Below are 16931 nucleotides of genomic sequence, written 5' to 3' on the forward strand. Positions count from 1 at the left end.
AATTCAAACATTTTAATAAAATGGCTAAGCAAGTAAAATATAACGTAGAAGCCCGCGACGCTCTAAAACGCGGTGTTGATATCCTGGCAAATGCAGTAAAGGTTACATTAGGTCCTAAAGGCCGTCACGTAATTATCGACAAGAAATTTGGTTCACCATCAGTAACTAAAGACGGTGTAACTGTAGCAAAAGAAATTGAACTGAAAGACCCTGTTGAAAACATGGGTGCCCAGATGGTTAAAGAAGTAGCTTCAAAAACTGCTGACATTGCGGGTGACGGTACTACTACTGCAACTGTATTAGCTCAGGCTATTGTTACAGCGGGTATTAAAAACGTTGCTGCCGGCGCAAACCCAATGGACCTTAAACGCGGTATTGACAAGGCAGTTGCTGCTGTTGTTGAGAACCTGCGTTCACAAAAACAAGATGTTGGCGACGATTTCGGCAAGATCAAACAAGTAGCTTCTATTTCTGCTAACAACGATGAAGTTATTGGCGAAATGATAGCTGACGCTATGAAGAAAGTTGGCACCAGCGGTGTTATTACTGTTGAAGAAGCAAAAGGTACAGAAACTGAAGTTAGAACTGTAGAAGGTATGCAGTTTGACCGTGGTTACTTATCTCCTTACTTCGTAACCAACTCTGACAAGATGGAAGTAGAACTGGATAACCCATACATCCTTATCTACGACAAGAAGATCTCTTCAATGAAAGAGTTACTTCCTATCCTGGAGAAACAAGTACAAACCGGCAAGCCACTATTGATCATTGCTGAAGACCTTGATGGCGAAGCACTGGCTACATTAGTAGTAAACAAGATCCGTGGTTCACTGAAAGTTGCAGCTGTTAAAGCTCCTGGTTTTGGCGACCGTCGTAAAGCTATGCTGGAAGACATTGCTATCCTAACCGGTGGTACCGTAATCTCTGAAGAACGCGGTTACAAACTGGAAAGCGCGGACCTGAGCATGTTAGGCCAGGCAGAAAAAATCTCTGTTGATAAAGATAACACTACCATCGTTAATGGTGCTGGTGATGCTGAGCAGATCAAAGCCCGTGTTGGTGAGATCCGTGTTCAAATTGAGAACACTACATCAGACTACGACAAAGAAAAATTACAGGAACGCCTTGCTAAATTAAGCGGTGGTGTAGCTGTATTATACATTGGCGCAGCTTCTGAAGTAGAAATGAAAGAGAAAAAAGACCGTGTTGACGATGCATTGCACGCAACCCGTGCTGCTGTTGAAGAAGGTATAGTTGCAGGTGGTGGCGTAGCCTTCATCCGCGCTGTTGCTGCTTTAACTGAATTGAAAGGTGCTAACGACGACGAGAACACTGGTATCCAGATCATCCGTCGCGCTATTGAAGAGCCTCTTCGTCAGATCTGCCAGAACTCAGGTATCGAAGGTTCTATAGTTGTGCAGAAAGTTAAAGAAGGCACCGCCGACTTTGGTTACAACGCACGTACCGATGTTTACGAAAACTTAATTGGCGCCGGTGTTATCGACCCAACTAAAGTAAGCCGTGTAGCATTAGAGAACGCAGCTTCTATTGCTTCAATGCTGTTAACTACCGAGTGTGTTCTTGCTGATGAGCCGGAAGACGACAAAGGTGGTGCTGGTATGCCTCCAATGGGCGGCGGCGGCATGGGCGGCATGATGTAATACCCTCTAAACCCTAACGGGAATAGAAAACCTATATTAAACCCTGTACACAAAAGTGTACAGGGTTTTTTGTTTGTATGTTTTTTGCTATTGTAGGAGCTGAGTTAAATATAGGTTTTGAGGCTGTACTGGCAGGTTTAGACCTCATTGTAGCGCTAATTAACAATTTTACGTAATCAAATTGTTATAGCAACGCTTAGGCATAGCGTTTGAACATACGCTTATGTTATGAAACATTTGATAAACAAGAAGACGCAGATACACAGCAGGATAGTGGAGTGGGTGCTGTTTAAAGGCCCGGAGCTCTTCGTGGCCATTTATAGTTAAGTCAAAAATCCTTAATTTTGGCCCCGTCTATGGAGCTAAAAGAATTCTACCACGATATACATGTTTGGCTAGTTACTAACGGCCCCCGGTTCATAATAGGAATAGTACTTTTCTTCGCCGGTTTATGGTTCATTAAATTTTTAAGAACAAAACTTACCAGCCGCATGCACAAGCATGAGGTTCATTCATCGTTACGCCCTTTCTTTCTTAGTTTAAGCATTACTGCCTTGTATGTGCTGTTAGTGATATCAGTGCTTAGCGTAATGGGTTACCCCATAACCATTTTTGCTACACTGGTAGGTGCTTTAGGCGTAGCTGCTGGTCTTGCCCTTTCCGGAACGCTGCAAAACTTTGCCGGTGGCGTACTTATTCTGCTTCTAAAACCTTTTGATGTGGAGGACCATATTATAGCGCAGGGACAGGATGGTCGCGTACAGGGCATTCAATTGTTCTATACGGAGATACTTACAGCCGATAACAAAACTGTTATTATACCTAATGGTAAGCTGTTTAACGAGGTAATTACCAATATTACCCGCCAGGGCAAGCGCCGGCTGGATATTGACTTTAAGCTGAACTACGGCGCAGATATAGAGCAGGTAAAAGGCATCATTAACAATGCCATTAAACAAACACCTAATATTTTAGATGAACCTGCGTCGCGGGTGGGCGTACTTACGCTGGATGCCGATGGCATGCATTTTACGATAAGGGTATGGGTTGAACCTGCGTTTTTTCTGCATACCAAAATTGCCTTGCAGGAAAGAGTTATTAACGACGTAAAAGCTGCCGGCATTAAGTTACCCGGAATGGCTTAGGTTATTACTTTAGACAGATGCTTTTTAAATCTTCTGCCGGGCTTTTAACTCCAGGTACTTGTTGATGGTAGTTACGGTTAGATTTTTTGGAGTGCTAAGTATAGATTGTATGCCATTAGCCGCCAGCTCTTTTACAATCAGGCGTTTATCATAGGCAAACTTTTCGGCAATTGTTTTTACATAGATGCTTTCCACATCGTTCGCAAGCTGCTCGGTAACGTGTTTTAGCTCCGTGTTTTCAAAAAATACAACCAATAACAAGTGATGCCGCGCTATCCGCTTGAGAAATGGCAGGTGTCGTTGCAAAGCTGGCAGGCTTTCATAGTTGGTGAAGAACACCAGCAAACTCCGTTGCTTTACAACATTGCGTATGGTGCTGTACAGCGCTTCCATATTAGTTTCCAGGTAGCGTGTTTTTTCTTTGTACAATACCTCCAGTATCTTATTAATCTGCGCATGCTTTCTGTCCGCTTGCAATACGCTCCCTATTTTTTCTGCAACCGTTATCAGTCCGGCTTTGTCCTGCTTCAGCAAAGCGACATTTGATAGTACCAGGCTAGCATTAATGGCATAATCCAGCAGGCTTAAACCTTCGAAGGGCATTTTCATAACGCGCGATTTATCTATAATGCAATAAACCTGCTGAGACTTTTCATCTGTATAGGAATTGGTCATCAGGGCGCCATGCCTTGCAGAAGCTTTCCAATTTATTGATCGCGGATCGTCTCCGGCTACATAGGTCTTGATCTGTTCAAATTCGCGGCTTTGCCCTAGTCGTCTGATCTTTTTTATGCCGAACTCGTTTAACCGGTTAGAAATGGCCACGAGTTCATATTTGCGCATCTGCAAAAAGGACGGATATACCGGCAGCGTTTCGGCTTGTTCAAAATTATGGCGGCGGCTTAACAGGCCAATCGGCGATCTTGCAAATACCCGGATGATGCCAAACTCATACTCGCCTCTTTTTACAGGCCTTAGGCTATAACTAATAAGCTTATGTTCGCCAGCTTTCAACGTTGTTTTAAACCAAACATCCCGTTTTTGAAACTGTACGGGAATCTCATCGATAATGCCTACTGATATGGGGAACGGGTACCTGTTCTCGATATAAATCCCTAACTCGTTATCGTCACTGTTGCTCAGGCGTTCAGGAGCATGGCGTTTTGCAAATACAGCAGTACGAACTCTGTACAACATTAGGGCATCAACAAGAATAAGCAACACCAGTAACCAAAATGTTAACTCGGGTATGATGCCCAGCCACGGAAAGAAAAAAGCGAATAAAAAGAATACAGAACAGGCTGAGAGCGCTAAGAAAAAGCGGCTTGTCAGGAACAAGTTGGTATAAAACAGATTGATGAGCTTCTTCAACAGCTTAGCGTGGAATTTCTATTTTCTGTATAATTTGAGCGATCACTTCATCAGGCGTAACACCTTCCATTTCTTTATCAGGCGTAAGCATGATGCGGTGCCTCAGCACAGGTGCTGCTACTAATGTAATATCGTCTGGCGTTACAAAATCGCGGCCGTTTATTGCTGCAATTGCCTTAGCCGCATTAACAATGGCTAAAGACGCACGTGGCGATCCGCCAAGATAGATAGAACGGTTACTTCGTGTTTCTATAACTATCCTTGCTGCAAAGGCCAGGATCTTTGGCTCTACATACAACACACGCACCTGCTGCCTTAAAGCAACAATGTCGCTGCCCGAGAGCACAGGCTTAACTTCGCTCACCTGCTCGAGCGTTTTTTGCTGATGCTGTTGTGTAAGGATAGTTATTTCTTCCTCAAGTGATGGATATTTTATTTCGATTTTGAAAAGGAAACGGTCCAGTTGGGCTTCCGGCAGGCGATAAGTTCCTTCCTGCTCTACCGGGTTTTGCGTAGCCAATACTATAAATGGCTCATGCATTTTGTAAGTGTGGCTGTCTATGGTCACCTGGCGTTCTTCCATTACCTCAAACAATGCCGATTGTGTTTTGGCCGGAGCGCGGTTAATCTCGTCTATCAGGATAATGTTGCCAAAAACCGGGCCCTGTTTAAACTCAAAAGAAGCTGTTTGCGGGTTGAATACTGATGTACCCAGCACATCAGATGGCATAAGGTCAGGCGTGAACTGTATGCGCGAATATTGCGCGTCGACAGCTTTGGCTACAAGCTTTGCCGTGAGGGTTTTTGCAACGCCGGGCACACCTTCTATCAGTATATGGCCATCTGCCAATATCCCGGCGATAATTAAATCGATTACCTGTTGCTGGCCTACAATAATGGTAGACAGTGTGGCTTTTATCTGCTCGACAGCGTTGCTGAGCCTGCCCAGATCGGTACGTTGTTCAAAATTTTCGTTTTCCATTTATGAGCCGGATTGCTTGTGAAATTTTTCTATTAACTGGTTTAATGTTATAAGCTCCTGATCGGTAACCTTGCTTTGTGGCAGCAGGTAGTTAATGTACCGCACCAGTTCATCAGCAAACTGATCGTCGATACCGGTTTTACTTGCCAGCTGATCTACAAACTCGCGCTGAAACGTTCCCGCTTTTATACCAAATGTGTTGCGCAGGTGTTCCGAAAAGTACACGATCTTTTTAGACGCTATATTGGCGTTGTCACGTTGTTCATAGTAAACCTTGCCAACTACGTTTACAAACTCCAGCGTGCTGTTGGTTAACGGGTCTACAATAGGTATGATCCGTTGCCGGCGTTTTACTTCGTAAATAACAAACAGCAACATACTGGCTAATGCAATGTAGTAAGCCCAGCGCAGCGCTGCATACTCAAAAAATACGCGCATGGGGGATGTATTTACCGCTATGTCGTGGTTTTGGAACTGATCCCAATATATATGGCTAACATTTGCGGGCAAGTACGACAATACTTTTGAAGCATAATCTGCTCCCATCGGCTTTAACAAGCTATAGTTAGTAAGCAGCTGCGGATTTGCGAATAAGAACAAGTTGCCTTTACCATAACGATACCGGATGAAGTTACTGTTGCCGTATTCGTTACGGCCTAAAACAACTGCTTTAGCTGTATCAAACTTACTAAAGTATTGGTCGGCTGTGTGCTTGTCGAATTGATAGTCAAGATCTTTGTTTACCTTACGGCTGGTGAAATTCAGAAATGGAGAATGCTTGCCGAACTCGTTGCTGATGCTGAGTTTCAAAGTATTAGCAAGGGCATCGCTCATGTCAAATGTACTGATGAGTACCGAATTGCCTCTGCTAATGAATTTCACCATCGCTGCGTAATCGGTTTTGCTGAAGTTGACGGCTTTGGCTGTAATAAGATAGTTGCCGGGCGCCATCGTGCTATCATTGAACACGCGATAGGCGCTCCTGTTGGTGCGGGTGACCGTAGCAGCGGGGAAGATGTCGTTTAAGCGATTATACAGGATGTATGTACCAAACGGGATCTTGTCGTTGTACCGTAGAGTAGTGTCCCAACTTGTTGGGTTTGGTTTGTTATACTGAGCAACCACGTATGCCAACAACAGTGCAATGCCTATACTTATGTAGATCTTAAAATCTTTCATGAGACGTTGCTTTTGAAGTTGTTAAACATTTGGCTTATCCTACGGTAGCTGTCGGCATTTATTAAGAAGTCGCCATACCACGCATATTCAAACTGTCGCGTCAGCTGTTTAAAAGTGTCTTTTTGGATGTTATCAGTTAACTCGTTTATATAATTGGTATTTGTCTTATTTATTTGCCAGTTGATTAGTCCGCTGTCGCTTAGTTGTTTTAAGCAGCGCAGGTAAAGCAGCCGTACAGCCAGCCGGTAATTATTAACTGAAACAGCTTTTTCAATCTCCGCTTCAAAATCAATCCCGTGAATGTTCTCTTCAGACTCTGAATAAGCTAATGATGTATAAGGTTGGCGCCTGAAGATGCTTAATGGGTCGATACCGGTAAGTTTGAGGATGATCAACACAATTACCAGTGGCCCGCCTATTAAGATTAACCATTTAAGAAATGTAAGGAACCATCCCAAAGCTTTTCCGCCACCGTTCGTTTCAAACAACGACCAAAACCATTTCCAAAAGCGCGTCCAAAGTGATGGACCGCCATAGTTTTGCTGATAGTCGAACTCCGGCTGCCTTTTTAACTTTTCTATAGCCGTCTTGTCAAACGTTCGTTGCGCAACTGTGCCGGTATCAATCACCAGTGTAGCCGGGCGGTGTACCTTAGCGGTATCCGGTGCTGCATGGCTCAGGGTTGCAGTAAGCAGGAAAATAAAAAGGCAGGCAGCTTTTAACATCAATACTCCTCGTTTGGAAGGCCTGTTTGAGGGTTGTGCTCGCCGAACTTGCTAATGCGGTCCATTAAGCTACTACCTTCTTTGGTTTCTACCAGGTTATAATACAACAGGCATATGCCTATTGTAGGAATAATGAACATCAGTTGGCCAAGCTGCTGCATAATAGCAGAAAATATAATGCTCCCCAAAGAAAGGTTCTGCATTTTACCAGGAGTTATAAATGCGCTTGCCAGGTTTGCCGCCGATGCAGGTATAGTAAATACCATAGACATTATATAGGCAATAAGCCAGATTACGAACAGGCTGCCAGCGGTTATCCACCAATTATCTTTTATGAGTTGGAAACTGCGGCTGAAAGCAAACCCAAAGCTAGTGTTCTCCATGATCATAATAGGGTATATGAGACCAAAGATGGGGAACAGCCAAACACCCGGTATCAGGCAAAGCGCATAGGCGAAGCTTAGCAAAAGCACCATTACTATGCTGGCCAATAAAACACGCAAATAATAATATTTAAAAAAGTTCCATATCTCCTCGGGTGTGGGTTTTAAGTTGCCTTTTCGTTTATAAACCGCTAAGTAGCATAGTATAGTAGTAATACTTGCACAATAACCCGATATACCTACAATGCCAATTATAGCATAGCTTGACCAAAAGCCGGAGATGGAAGAGAAGGTCCTCGGGCCTTCAATATTCACCTCATTCATGATCTTCATCATTCTTACTTGTGACATCGCGAAAGCCACGCAGCCGAATACCATGAACACACCGCAGAATAAAAAATAGTTCTTCAGCAGTTCTTTGAAGTTCTGTTTAATAAACATGAAAGTATCGCCAATTACCTCGCCGAAATCGCGGGTTTTTGCCAGTTCAACTTGAGGTTCCATACGATGTCTTTTTGTTGAGTGCCCGTGGATATAACACCACGTACCATATTATAAATGTGAGTGAAGACGCAAGGATACTAACACTGAGCCATGCAGGCATTTCGGTGTGCCGTGTTACAAAGCCCTCGAAAAACGCAGCCGTTATAAAAATAGGTACCAGGCCTACGGCGATCTTCATACCGTCCATTGCTCCTGTTTTTAATGAAAACAACCGGGTGTATGTTTTAGGAAACAAAAAGCTGTTGCCTAATACCAGCCCTGCAGCGCCGGCAATGATAATTGCCGAGATCTCCAGTGTGCCATGTATCCATATCACCAGCACCGATTGCATGCCAAGTCCTTTACTGAAAAAGTAGTACTCAAATGCACCCAGCATTAAACAGTTACGAAACAACTGATAAACAGTCCCTATTGAAAAAATAATACCGCTTACAAAGGTGCTAAGCGACACATAGATATTGTTTACGGCAATCATGAAAAACATCGAGAACTCGCCGCTTTGTTTATACACCCCAAACGGGTCGCCCTTGGCTATATTAGCGTTTGTCATGTCTACATACTCATCACCCATTATTAGCCGGATAAAATTTTCGTCATACTTTGCCGACACCCAGCCAATAAGTGCAAATACAAGGGAAAAAGTGAATGAGTAAAGCAGTTGCTTGCGGTAGCTGTAAAATAATAGCGGCAGCTCAAACCTCCAGAAAGTTATAAAACGATTGCCCTTTTCGCTTTTGTTCTTGTAGATGGATTGATGAAACCTGCTGGCCAGTCCGTTGAGGTACGTAGTGGTTTTAGATTTTGGGTAGAATGTTTTGGCGTAAGCCAGATCATCTGTGATTTGTATGAAGCTGTCTGCCAGTTCATCCGCGTCACTGGTAGTAGATGACTCAAAGCGCTCCCATTTTTTAGAGTTCTGCTTAACAAAAATAGGTTCGCGCATTAATCCGGTCCGGGTTTTATTATGGCGTTAAAATAATCACAAAAGTTTTATTATTCAATAAAAAACAGGCATTTTGAGCATAAATATTTCTTTGCATGCAAACCGTACGGATAACCACATCACAAAATATAGATATTGATTACGAGCTTGCCGGCTTAGGTGAACGTATAGTTGGCAGCATTATAGATTTCGCTATATTCTTTGTGCTGTACTTCTTTTTTATCATACTGGGCATCAGCCTTAACATGCAGGACTTTTCGGGTTTGTTTGTAATTATCATCTATGCAGTGCTGTACGTTTTTTACGATCTCGCTTGTGAGGTCTTCATGAACGGGCAGTCCATCGGAAAAAAGATAATGAAGGTAAGGGTGATCAGCCAGGATGGAGCACAGCCCAGGCTAAGCCAATATTTATTAAGGTGGCTGTTGAGAATTATAGATTTTGGCCTTACTGCGGGCTCCGTGGCTTTAGTAACGGCTGCAATAAGTACGAAAGTACAGCGCCTTGGCGACCTGGTAGCGGGGACTATTGTTATAAAAACACAGCCGCGTACCAACATGAGTCAGATCGCTTTTGTTGCTGCGGAAGATAATTACATACCACTATTTCCGGAAGCTGCCCAACTTAGCGGTGAAGATATAGACCTGGTGAACGAAGTGATAAATACCTACATTAAGACAGATAACAACGTGGTAGTTTATAATATGGCCCAGCGTATAAAAAAACACCTCGGCATCACTCCGCCGCCTGAAATGAACGACCTCCGATTTTTGCAAACTATAATTAAGGACTATACGCATCAGATTGCCCGTGCTGAAGTTATTTAATGCGGGTAAGCGTGTGTCATTTTGAGGCAGTAACTGACAAGTATGACCGACGCCACACTTATATAGATGGTTTTTTTTACAATCGAACGATTGTCGTCCAGCTTCCAAAATCTTTCTAACCCGCTGTACGCAAATACCATTAGTAAAGGAATGGTAGCAGGATACAATATAAAGCTTTGATGTAAATTGCCCTGAAGAAGGGATAATACCGAACGCTGGAACCCGCAGCCCGGACAATCTATCCCGGTCAGGAATTTAAAAGGACATGGAAGTAAATACCCCTGCAGCCATGCACCAAATAGTACAAGGTTGCAGGGGATATATAAACTATTAAGCATTAAACTTGCGGAGGAGGTGGTGTGTTAAAGGGGTCCCGGTAATTGTCTGCCGGATCATAAGGTTTAAAGCCGGTTGCTCCTGCGCCCGCACCTGCAGGCCCCACGTAGCGGTAGTTACCAAAACCCAACAGCGGGTAGAAAACAAAGGGGAGCAACAATAGCCCAATGGTAAAACCTTCGCTTTGTCCGAAACTTTTACTCAATAGATTTATCATCCAAACGGCAAAAATGATATTTACGCAAGGTACAAGCAGCAGTAGAAACCACCAAAGCGGTTTACCAATGATCTCCAGTAATACAATGATGTTGTAGATCGGGATTATAGCAGCCCAACCGGGTTTGCCGGCTTTTTCATACATTTTCCACATGCCAACAATGCTGATAAGCCAGATGATAAGCATTGGGATTGAAAAAATGGCCGCCATTACCGCGAAAATGGCACCGCCTGAACCTGAATCGTAAGTTTCCATAGGTGATAAGATTGATGTTTAAATTTTCGTTCAAGTTATTTATTCGATCTGAATTAATACATACTAATCAAAAAAATATTCTGTTAGTATCAGTAGTTTTGCACAAATGCAAAGAGAGCAGATTTCCGTTTTCGATATGTTTAAGATTGGCATCGGCCCGTCAAGCTCGCATACGCTTGGCCCATGGCGTGCTGCCCAGCAATTTCTGCACATAATAGAACAGCAGGATGCCTTATCTGCCGTTGTGGAGATTAAGGTGCTGCTTTATGGTTCTCTTGCCAAAACAGGGAAAGGGCACGGTACTGATATTGCCATTTTGCTGGGGCTTAGCGGAGATGACCCCGTAACATTTGCAGTGGATAAAATAGATAGCAAGATAGACGGGATAAATTTCAGCCATACTTTGCTGCTGGCCGGTAAAAAATTGATCAGTTTTCATTATGATGACGACATGATCTTTTTGTTTACAGAGAGCCTGCCTTATCACCCTAACGCGGTTACCTTCCAGGCATTTCTAAGTACGGGTAAAGCAATTACTGCCACGTTTTACTCTATAGGTGGCGGCTTTGTGGTTAAGGAAGGCGGCCAAACACAACAACGTGCAGAAGTTGACTTGCCGTTTCCTGTTGACACCGCAGGTGACCTGCTGCACTGGTGCCTTAAAACAGGGCTAAAAATATCTGAAGTAGTACAGGAGAACGAACTGGCCTGGCGACCGGAAGCAGAAACCAGATACGGAATACTGAATATATTTAAGGTAATGCAGGAATGCATGTACCGCGGTTGTCATACCACCGGCAATCTGCCGGGCGGCCTTAACGTTGCGCGCCGTGCATCTGCATTAAACAAACGCCTTATAAACGGCAGAAGTTATAACGACTATGCCGGCTGGGTTGCCGCTATACGCCAAACGGGCAACAGTTTCCAAAGCATATTAGATTGGGTAAGCTGTTTTGCCCTTGCAGTAAATGAAGAGAATGCTTCCTTTGGCCGGGTAGTTACCGCGCCTACTAACGGTGCTGCAGGGGTGATCCCGGCAGTACTGCAATACTTTATTTGTTTTTGCGACGGCTTTGATGAGGAGCGTATTATACAGTTCCTTTGTACTGCTTCTGAAGTAGGCAGTATATTTAAAAAGGGCGCTACCATATCTGCTGCTATGGGCGGGTGCCAGGCAGAAATTGGCGTATCCTCGGCTATGGCAGCTGCGGCACTTACCGAAGTTCTTGGCGGTAGCCAGCGCCAGGTTTTAATGGCTGCCGAAATTGCTATGGAGCACCACCTGGGTATGACATGCGATCCGATTGGCGGGTTGGTACAGGTACCTTGTATAGAACGGAATACCATGGGTGCTATAAAGGCAATTACTGCAAGTCAGCTTGCATTGCAAAGTAACCCGGACAAAGCTAAAGTTAGCCTCGATGCCGTTGTACGTACCATGTGGCAAACGGCGTTGGACATGAACTCCAAATACAAAGAAACCAGCGACGGCGGACTTGCTATAAATATCCCTATCAGTTTGCCGGAGTGTTAATTCTAAAGTATAAACCAGAGAATTGTTGCTTCTACAATATTAATAGCTTAATATAACACCACATCCTATGGGCCAACCAAAAACCGAACTTCAAAAAATGCTCGACGGTGAACTGTACGTGGCAGGCGATCAGCAGCTTGTTGATATGCGCAGCCGTGCCCGGATGCTGATGAGCAAATACAACCAGATGATTGCTGAGCCGTTAGAGGCTCGTAACGAGGTTTTAGAGCAATTGCTTGGAAAGTGCAGCACATTAGATATACAGCCGCCATTCTATTGCGATTACGGCACCCATATACAGGTTGGCGAAAACTTTTTCATGAACTTCAACTGCGTGATACTGGATTGTGCAATGGTTACTATAGGAGATAACTTTATGGCCGGACCATGTGTACAGATTTATACAGCTTTTCATCCGCTACAGGCAAGCGAACGCATTAAAGGTCCTGAACTAGCTAAACCTATAACCATTGGCAACAACGTGTGGATAGGTGGCGGAGCAATTATTTGCCCGGGTGTTACCATTGGCAATAACACCACAATAGGAGCAGGCAGCGTAGTTACGAAAGACATCCCGGATAATGTATTTGCGGCAGGTAATCCGTGCAAGGTGATTAAAACCTGTTGATAAAATTAAGCCTTGCAAAACATCTCATTTTCCTAACTTTCCGCACTAAACAAAAACGCCATGCAAGAGCCAAACGCTTTGAACCAGGTAGCCGAATTTCACAGAACATTTAAACATCCGGTGGTTGATAGCCCCGCTATTCCTTCTAAAGAGCGCTGCGCACTACGGGTATCTTTGCTGGCCGAAGAAGTGAAAGAATTACAGGAGGCAATTGCAGATAACAACCTGGTGGAGATTGCCGATGCTTTGTGCGATATACAATACGTGCTTGCAGGTGCTATACTTGAGTTTGGTTTGGGGGAGAAGTTTAAGGAGTTGTTTGACGAGGTTCATCGTTCAAACATGAGTAAGGCGTGCAAAACCATAGAAGAGGCTGAACAAACCATTGCTCATTACAAAGCTAAGGATGGCAGCGAATCTCACCATAAAGAAGAAGACGGCCTGTATCTGATTTATCGCACTAACGACAACAAAACATTAAAGTCTATCAACTATTCTCCTGCAGATTTGGGCGGAATATTGCTTTAACCAGCTGTCAATTAATCATCTTTTTAACTATGGCAGCAGCCTTGTCTGCCCACCACCCGTACATCTTTCCTGAGTAGTGCAGCTTATCCGGCGCGTAGATATCCTGGCTGTCGGCGACATCTCGTGTAGGGCTGGTAATGTTAATGTAATTGGCACCGGCTATTTTGGTGAGTTCTTTATTTATGTCGTTATAGGCGTCAATCTCAGCCGCAATTTTAGGTGGATTACGACCGGTTGCAAACGGGGTGGCGCCCCAATCAGGTATGGAAAGAACGATGACGTGTTTTGCGTTGCCCTTGGCGTACGTAATAGCTGAATCTAAAATTTGCTTAAATTCTGTACGATAAACTTCAATTGGCTTTTTCTGGTATTGATTGTTTACGCCTATCACCAAAGTTACAAAATTGTAATCGCGTTTAACGGCGGTATCTCCAAGAGCCTTAAGCAGTTCATCCGTGCGCCATCCGTTTTGTGCTAACACAACAGGCTTTAATGTTTTAACGCCTTTGCTGTTTAATTTAGCTGCTAACAGGAACGGGAAAGTTTGTGCAGATGGCATTAGCCGACCAATGGTATATGAGTCGCCCATCGCCAAATAGCTAAGGGAGTCGGTTACGGATGCTGGTTGCTGAGCCATTACTGTTTTGCCGGCAATTATCAGAACTAGCCACAGCAATACCCTGTTCATATTACCGCAGAGCGCTTTTAACAGCAGGTAGCAGTTGCTCTACCCACAGGCTGTACATTGCTGCAGAGGGATGTAATCCGTCATTGGCGGTAAGGTTAGCATCTGTCGCTGCCTTCTTAGAAATAGGGGTAATATTTGTATAATTTACGCCGGCTCTTAAGGTCTCTGAAACGTTGATAGTATTGAACTCGTCTATTTCCTGCGCAATCTGATGCCGGTCGCGGCTATTTGCAAAAGGTGTTACGCCCCAGTCGGGAATGGATAATACAAAAACATGCGCCTTGTTACCGCCAGCGTAATTAATTGCCGTTTGTAAGAGTTGTACAAACTCAGTACGGTATGCATCCTTGCTGTAGCCACGGTATTGGTTGTTCACGCCTATAAGTAAGGTTACAACATCATATGTTTTGCCCTTTGTATTGCCTGCTTCAATAGCGCTAATAAGTTCACCGGTGGTCCAGCCTGTACGTGCAATAATGGCAGGCGCATCGGTGGGGTATCCTGCAGCCGTTAGTTGCGTAGCAAGTTGGTTTGGGAAATTCTGCTTCAGATCAACAGCTTCGCCAATGGTGTAGCTGTCACCGAGTGCCAGGTAGGTTAAGGGTTGTTTGCCGGGCATAGTTGTAGCTTGAGTATTTATTAACGGTGAAGGGGATTTTCCGCACGCGGTGATGCCAATTATCAAGGCCAATAAGGCTAATGCTTTCATATGATCTCCATACCAAACAATACGGAAATATGTCTGGTAAGGATTTCCTGAACTTCTTTTATGTTTACTTCACGGCCTAGTTCCTGCTGCATGCTCGTTACGTTCTTGTCGTCTATCCCGCAGGGCACAATGTTCTTAAAATAATTTAGGTCAGGATTAACATTCAACGCCAAACCATGCATGGTAACCCAACGGCTACAACGTACACCCATTGCGCAGATCTTTCGGGCCTTCTCGTTATCCGCATCAAACCATACACCAGTATAGCCGGCATATCGGCCAGCCTGCAATTCGTAGTCTGCAAGGGTGAGGATCACGGCTTCTTCAAGAGTACGTAAATACAAGTGTATATCAGTGAAGAAATTGTCAAGGTCAAGTATCGGGTAGCTTACCAACTGCCCCGGGCCGTGATAAGTAATATCGCCACCGCGGTTAATAGGGTAGTATGCCGCGTTTTTCTCCTTTAATCCATCTGCGTCTAATAGCAGGTGTTCTGGCTTGCCACTTTTGCCTAGCGTATACACGTGAGGATGCTCTACAAAAATAAGGTAATTAGGCGTAAGCGGCTCTTCGGCCTGTTCTTCTCCTGTTCCTGTCAGTACTTGCCGGTTGCGTAACTCTGTTTTCAACTTTACGGTTTCGCCGAAAATAGCTTCCTGCCGTTCCCAGGCTTCTTTATAGTCGGTGAGGCCCCAATCTTGTAATATAACTTGTTTATTCTTCCTGCTCATCCCTTTACGTATCCAATCATATAATCATCGTACTGCAGGTAGTTTACCTCGTAGTCAATACGTGTATCAGCCTTGGCAAGGCTTACATCCACAATGCCGTGCCCTTCGTAAGCGAAGGGCTTTAGAGTAATATTGTCCAGAAAAGATACTTCCTTTTGTCCATGGCACTTGTAAACGGCCTCCTTAGCGCACCAGGCTACATAAAGCTGTTGTATTTTTGTGCGTTCGTTAATGCCGGCAAGTTCATCCTGGTTCATGAATTTATTGGCAATGCGCTCTACCTTCTGCTTTATTTGCTCAATGTCAATACCTACCGGACTTGTTTTGCTGATCATTACAGCAGCGTAATCAAAAGAGTGGCTTAACGATATATGGTAAGGCAGTGTGACCAGGTAAGGTTTGCCGTGCGCGTCCACCTTGCAGTCAATGTATTCATCCGTTTTCAACATCTTGCGAAGCAGTACGCGGGTGCCCAGCCAATGCAGGTAGCGCTTGCTTGCGCTTAGCTGTTTAGTAAAGGCCTTCTCGTCGTCGTCCAGCTGCAGCTGTTTGTATAGCTCGTCGGCACCTTCTTCTATCCGCCATAAAGCAAATTCTGTATCATCATCTACCTGGTGCCGGTACGCAATAGCCATGAAGTAAAAGTGCAAAAAGCTAAACAAACTTGTATCAAACAAATATAATATTTCGTTATCCGTTCAGCTCCGGGTGTAACAAATCATCGTACGTATACGTCATATCGGTACCAAACACTTTATATCATCACAATGAAAAAAATATACATAGCCGCTGTAATACTTATAGCTGTGGCGCTCAGCGAAAGCTGCCGTAAACTCCAGATACACGGTAGTGCAATGCAGACGCAAAACGTTGTAAGATAGCTCCTGGTCAACATCTGTCAGACTACTATTGGGACAAAACTTGTTAGCTAAATGTGCAGAACAAAAATTGCCTGCAATGGCAATTAGCGCTATTTTTAGCACCTCAATAAATAGCCATAATGATCCTGTCAGACAAGCGCATCCTCGAAGAAATAGAAAAGGGAAGTATTATAATAGAGCCCTTTAACCGCGAGCACCTCGGCACCAACTCTTACGATGTGCATTTAGGCAAGCATCTTGCCACCTACAAAGACCGCGTATTGGATGCAAAACTGCACAACGAGATCATAAATTTTGAGATACCTAAAGAAGGTTTTGTGCTACAGCCAAATACCCTTTATTTAGGCGTAACGGTAGAATATACCGAAACCCACGGCCATGTCCCTTTTTTGGAAGGAAAGTCCAGCACGGGAAGGCTTGGGATTGATATACACGCTACAGCCGGTAAGGGTGACGTAGGTTTCTGCAACACCTGGACTTTGGAGATATCCTGCACGCAGCCCGTTAAAGTATACCCCGGTATGCCGATAGGCCAGCTAATTTACTTTGTGGTAGAAGGGGAGATAGAGACCTTATATAACACCAAAAGCAACGCTAAATACAACAAGCCAACTACGCGCCCGGTGGAAAGCATGATGTGGAAAAACAAGTTTTAAAACGCACTGTATGTATAAGTAGTGCAGGTATTTGACGTTAAATACAAC

At 44.2% G+C, this 16931-nt stretch carries 19 protein-coding genes; 7 read left to right on the forward strand and 12 right to left on the reverse strand.

What is annotated here, in order from left to right:
• The first annotated feature begins 20 nt into the window (after positions 1 to 20).
• Together groL and AC59GT_RS01210 are read left to right on the forward strand one after the other, a co-directional pair.
• Positions 21 to 1661 carry a chaperonin GroEL gene (gene groL / locus AC59GT_RS01205; protein WP_497235941.1) on the forward strand — a complete coding sequence of 547 codons (1641 nt, stop codon included), beginning with the start codon at positions 21 to 23 and terminating at the stop codon, positions 1659 to 1661.
• Between the two features lie 491 nt (positions 1662 to 2152).
• Positions 2153 to 2806 (forward strand): mechanosensitive ion channel family protein, encoded by a 654-nt coding sequence (locus tag AC59GT_RS01210; protein WP_497235942.1) that lies wholly within the window; start codon positions 2153 to 2155, stop codon positions 2804 to 2806.
• A gap of 24 nt (positions 2807 to 2830) precedes the next feature.
• Here AC59GT_RS01210 and AC59GT_RS01215 read toward each other — a convergent pair whose 3' ends face one another.
• The 6 genes from AC59GT_RS01215 to AC59GT_RS01240 are packed head-to-tail and all read right to left on the reverse strand — an operon-like array spanning position 2831 to position 8893.
• A complete protein-coding gene (locus tag AC59GT_RS01215; RefSeq protein WP_497235943.1) occupies positions 2831 to 4177 on the reverse strand; it encodes a DUF58 domain-containing protein in 1347 nt (448 codons plus the stop codon).
• A gap of 4 nt (positions 4178 to 4181) precedes the next feature.
• Entirely contained in the window at positions 4182 to 5159 is a 978-nt protein-coding gene (locus AC59GT_RS01220; protein WP_497235944.1) for an AAA family ATPase, read from the reverse strand.
• A complete protein-coding gene (locus AC59GT_RS01225) occupies positions 5160 to 6338 on the reverse strand; it encodes a DUF4350 domain-containing protein (protein WP_497235945.1) in 1179 nt (392 codons plus the stop codon).
• The gene (locus tag AC59GT_RS01230) at positions 6335 to 7063 is read right to left on the reverse strand and encodes a DUF4129 domain-containing protein (protein WP_497235946.1); all 729 of its coding nucleotides are present in this window, start codon (positions 7061 to 7063) and stop codon (positions 6335 to 6337) included. Before AC59GT_RS01230 ends, AC59GT_RS01225 begins: the two co-directional genes overlap by 4 nt.
• On the reverse strand, positions 7063 to 7950 hold the full coding sequence (locus AC59GT_RS01235; RefSeq protein WP_497235947.1) for a hypothetical protein: 888 nt from the start codon (positions 7948 to 7950) through the stop codon (positions 7063 to 7065). Before AC59GT_RS01235 ends, AC59GT_RS01230 begins: the two co-directional genes overlap by 1 nt.
• Positions 7934 to 8893: a stage II sporulation protein M gene (locus AC59GT_RS01240; protein ID WP_497235948.1), complete on the reverse strand. Its 960-nt coding sequence runs from the start codon at positions 8891 to 8893 to the stop codon at positions 7934 to 7936. Before AC59GT_RS01240 ends, AC59GT_RS01235 begins: the two co-directional genes overlap by 17 nt.
• 95 nt (positions 8894 to 8988) lie before the next feature.
• Here AC59GT_RS01240 and AC59GT_RS01245 point away from each other — a divergent pair, with 95 nt between their 5' ends.
• Complete coding sequence (locus AC59GT_RS01245) at positions 8989 to 9720, forward strand: RDD family protein (RefSeq protein WP_497235949.1); 732 nt, start codon at positions 8989 to 8991, stop codon at positions 9718 to 9720.
• Here the strand turns inward: AC59GT_RS01245 and AC59GT_RS01250 are convergent.
• Together AC59GT_RS01250 and AC59GT_RS01255 are read right to left on the reverse strand one after the other, a co-directional pair.
• Positions 9717 to 10058 carry a DUF2752 domain-containing protein gene (locus tag AC59GT_RS01250; RefSeq protein ID WP_497235950.1) on the reverse strand — a complete coding sequence of 114 codons (342 nt, stop codon included), beginning with the start codon at positions 10056 to 10058 and terminating at the stop codon, positions 9717 to 9719. The genes AC59GT_RS01245 and AC59GT_RS01250 overlap by 4 nt on opposite strands.
• Positions 10058 to 10528, reverse strand: a complete 471-nt coding sequence (locus AC59GT_RS01255; RefSeq protein ID WP_497235951.1) for a DUF5684 domain-containing protein — start codon at positions 10526 to 10528, stop codon at positions 10058 to 10060. Before AC59GT_RS01255 ends, AC59GT_RS01250 begins: the two co-directional genes overlap by 1 nt.
• Positions 10529 to 10634: 106 nt before the next feature.
• On the opposite strand from AC59GT_RS01255, the gene AC59GT_RS01260 reads away from it, so the two are divergent.
• The 3 genes from AC59GT_RS01260 (at position 10635) to AC59GT_RS01270 (ending at position 13218) form a co-directional block, all read left to right on the forward strand.
• Positions 10635 to 12062, forward strand: coding sequence for an L-serine ammonia-lyase (locus tag AC59GT_RS01260; protein WP_497235952.1), 1428 nt, complete (start codon positions 10635 to 10637; stop codon positions 12060 to 12062).
• Between the two features lie 67 nt (positions 12063 to 12129).
• Positions 12130 to 12690: a sugar O-acetyltransferase gene (locus tag AC59GT_RS01265; protein ID WP_497235953.1), complete on the forward strand. Its 561-nt coding sequence runs from the start codon at positions 12130 to 12132 to the stop codon at positions 12688 to 12690.
• A 60-nt stretch (positions 12691 to 12750) separates the two neighbouring features.
• Complete coding sequence (locus AC59GT_RS01270; protein WP_497235954.1) at positions 12751 to 13218, forward strand: pyrophosphohydrolase domain-containing protein; 468 nt, start codon at positions 12751 to 12753, stop codon at positions 13216 to 13218.
• 7 nt (positions 13219 to 13225) lie between these two features.
• On the opposite strand, the gene AC59GT_RS01275 is transcribed toward AC59GT_RS01270, so the two are convergent.
• From AC59GT_RS01275 to AC59GT_RS01290, 4 genes are read right to left on the reverse strand one after another with little or no spacing between them, the layout of a single operon-like run.
• Positions 13226 to 13906 (reverse strand): SGNH/GDSL hydrolase family protein, encoded by a 681-nt coding sequence (locus tag AC59GT_RS01275; RefSeq protein ID WP_497235955.1) that lies wholly within the window; start codon positions 13904 to 13906, stop codon positions 13226 to 13228.
• A 1-nt stretch (position 13907) separates the two neighbouring features.
• Positions 13908 to 14615, reverse strand: a complete 708-nt coding sequence (locus AC59GT_RS01280; RefSeq protein WP_497235956.1) for an SGNH/GDSL hydrolase family protein — start codon at positions 14613 to 14615, stop codon at positions 13908 to 13910.
• On the reverse strand, positions 14612 to 15346 hold the full coding sequence (gene lipB, locus AC59GT_RS01285; RefSeq protein WP_497235957.1) for a lipoyl(octanoyl) transferase LipB: 735 nt from the start codon (positions 15344 to 15346) through the stop codon (positions 14612 to 14614). Before lipB ends, AC59GT_RS01280 begins: the two co-directional genes overlap by 4 nt.
• The gene (locus tag AC59GT_RS01290; RefSeq protein ID WP_497235958.1) at positions 15343 to 15981 is read right to left on the reverse strand and encodes a 4'-phosphopantetheinyl transferase family protein; all 639 of its coding nucleotides are present in this window, start codon (positions 15979 to 15981) and stop codon (positions 15343 to 15345) included. Before AC59GT_RS01290 ends, lipB begins: the two co-directional genes overlap by 4 nt.
• Before the next feature lie 365 nt (positions 15982 to 16346).
• Here AC59GT_RS01290 and dcd point away from each other — a divergent pair, with 365 nt between their 5' ends.
• The gene (gene dcd / locus AC59GT_RS01295; protein WP_497235959.1) at positions 16347 to 16883 is read left to right on the forward strand and encodes a dCTP deaminase; all 537 of its coding nucleotides are present in this window, start codon (positions 16347 to 16349) and stop codon (positions 16881 to 16883) included.
• The last annotated feature ends 48 nt before the right edge of the window (positions 16884 to 16931 follow it).

The organism is Mucilaginibacter sp. 320_HR (assembly GCF_059691875.1).

Coding starts and splice junctions, on each gene's coding strand:
- groL (WP_497235941.1), top strand. CDS start 21: ATGGCTAAGCAAGTAAAATATAACGTAGAAGCCCGCGACGCTCTAAAA.
- AC59GT_RS01210 (WP_497235942.1), top strand. CDS start 2,153: ATGCACAAGCATGAGGTTCATTCATCGTTACGCCCTTTCTTTCTTAGT.
- AC59GT_RS01220 (WP_497235944.1), bottom strand. CDS start 5,159: ATGGAAAACGAAAATTTTGAACAACGTACCGATCTGGGCAGGCTCAGC.
- AC59GT_RS01225 (WP_497235945.1), bottom strand. CDS start 6,338: ATGAAAGATTTTAAGATCTACATAAGTATAGGCATTGCACTGTTGTTG.
- AC59GT_RS01230 (WP_497235946.1), bottom strand. CDS start 7,063: ATGTTAAAAGCTGCCTGCCTTTTTATTTTCCTGCTTACTGCAACCCTG.
- AC59GT_RS01235 (WP_497235947.1), bottom strand. CDS start 7,950: ATGGAACCTCAAGTTGAACTGGCAAAAACCCGCGATTTCGGCGAGGTA.
- AC59GT_RS01240 (WP_497235948.1), bottom strand. CDS start 8,893: ATGCGCGAACCTATTTTTGTTAAGCAGAACTCTAAAAAATGGGAGCGC.
- AC59GT_RS01245 (WP_497235949.1), top strand. CDS start 8,989: ATGCAAACCGTACGGATAACCACATCACAAAATATAGATATTGATTAC.
- AC59GT_RS01250 (WP_497235950.1), bottom strand. CDS start 10,058: ATGCTTAATAGTTTATATATCCCCTGCAACCTTGTACTATTTGGTGCA.
- AC59GT_RS01255 (WP_497235951.1), bottom strand. CDS start 10,528: ATGGAAACTTACGATTCAGGTTCAGGCGGTGCCATTTTCGCGGTAATG.
- AC59GT_RS01260 (WP_497235952.1), top strand. CDS start 10,635: ATGCAAAGAGAGCAGATTTCCGTTTTCGATATGTTTAAGATTGGCATC.
- AC59GT_RS01265 (WP_497235953.1), top strand. CDS start 12,130: ATGGGCCAACCAAAAACCGAACTTCAAAAAATGCTCGACGGTGAACTG.
- AC59GT_RS01270 (WP_497235954.1), top strand. CDS start 12,751: ATGCAAGAGCCAAACGCTTTGAACCAGGTAGCCGAATTTCACAGAACA.
- AC59GT_RS01275 (WP_497235955.1), bottom strand. CDS start 13,906: ATGAACAGGGTATTGCTGTGGCTAGTTCTGATAATTGCCGGCAAAACA.
- AC59GT_RS01280 (WP_497235956.1), bottom strand. CDS start 14,615: ATGAAAGCATTAGCCTTATTGGCCTTGATAATTGGCATCACCGCGTGC.
- lipB (WP_497235957.1), bottom strand. CDS start 15,346: ATGAGCAGGAAGAATAAACAAGTTATATTACAAGATTGGGGCCTCACC.
- AC59GT_RS01290 (WP_497235958.1), bottom strand. CDS start 15,981: ATGGCTATTGCGTACCGGCACCAGGTAGATGATGATACAGAATTTGCT.
- dcd (WP_497235959.1), top strand. CDS start 16,347: ATGATCCTGTCAGACAAGCGCATCCTCGAAGAAATAGAAAAGGGAAGT.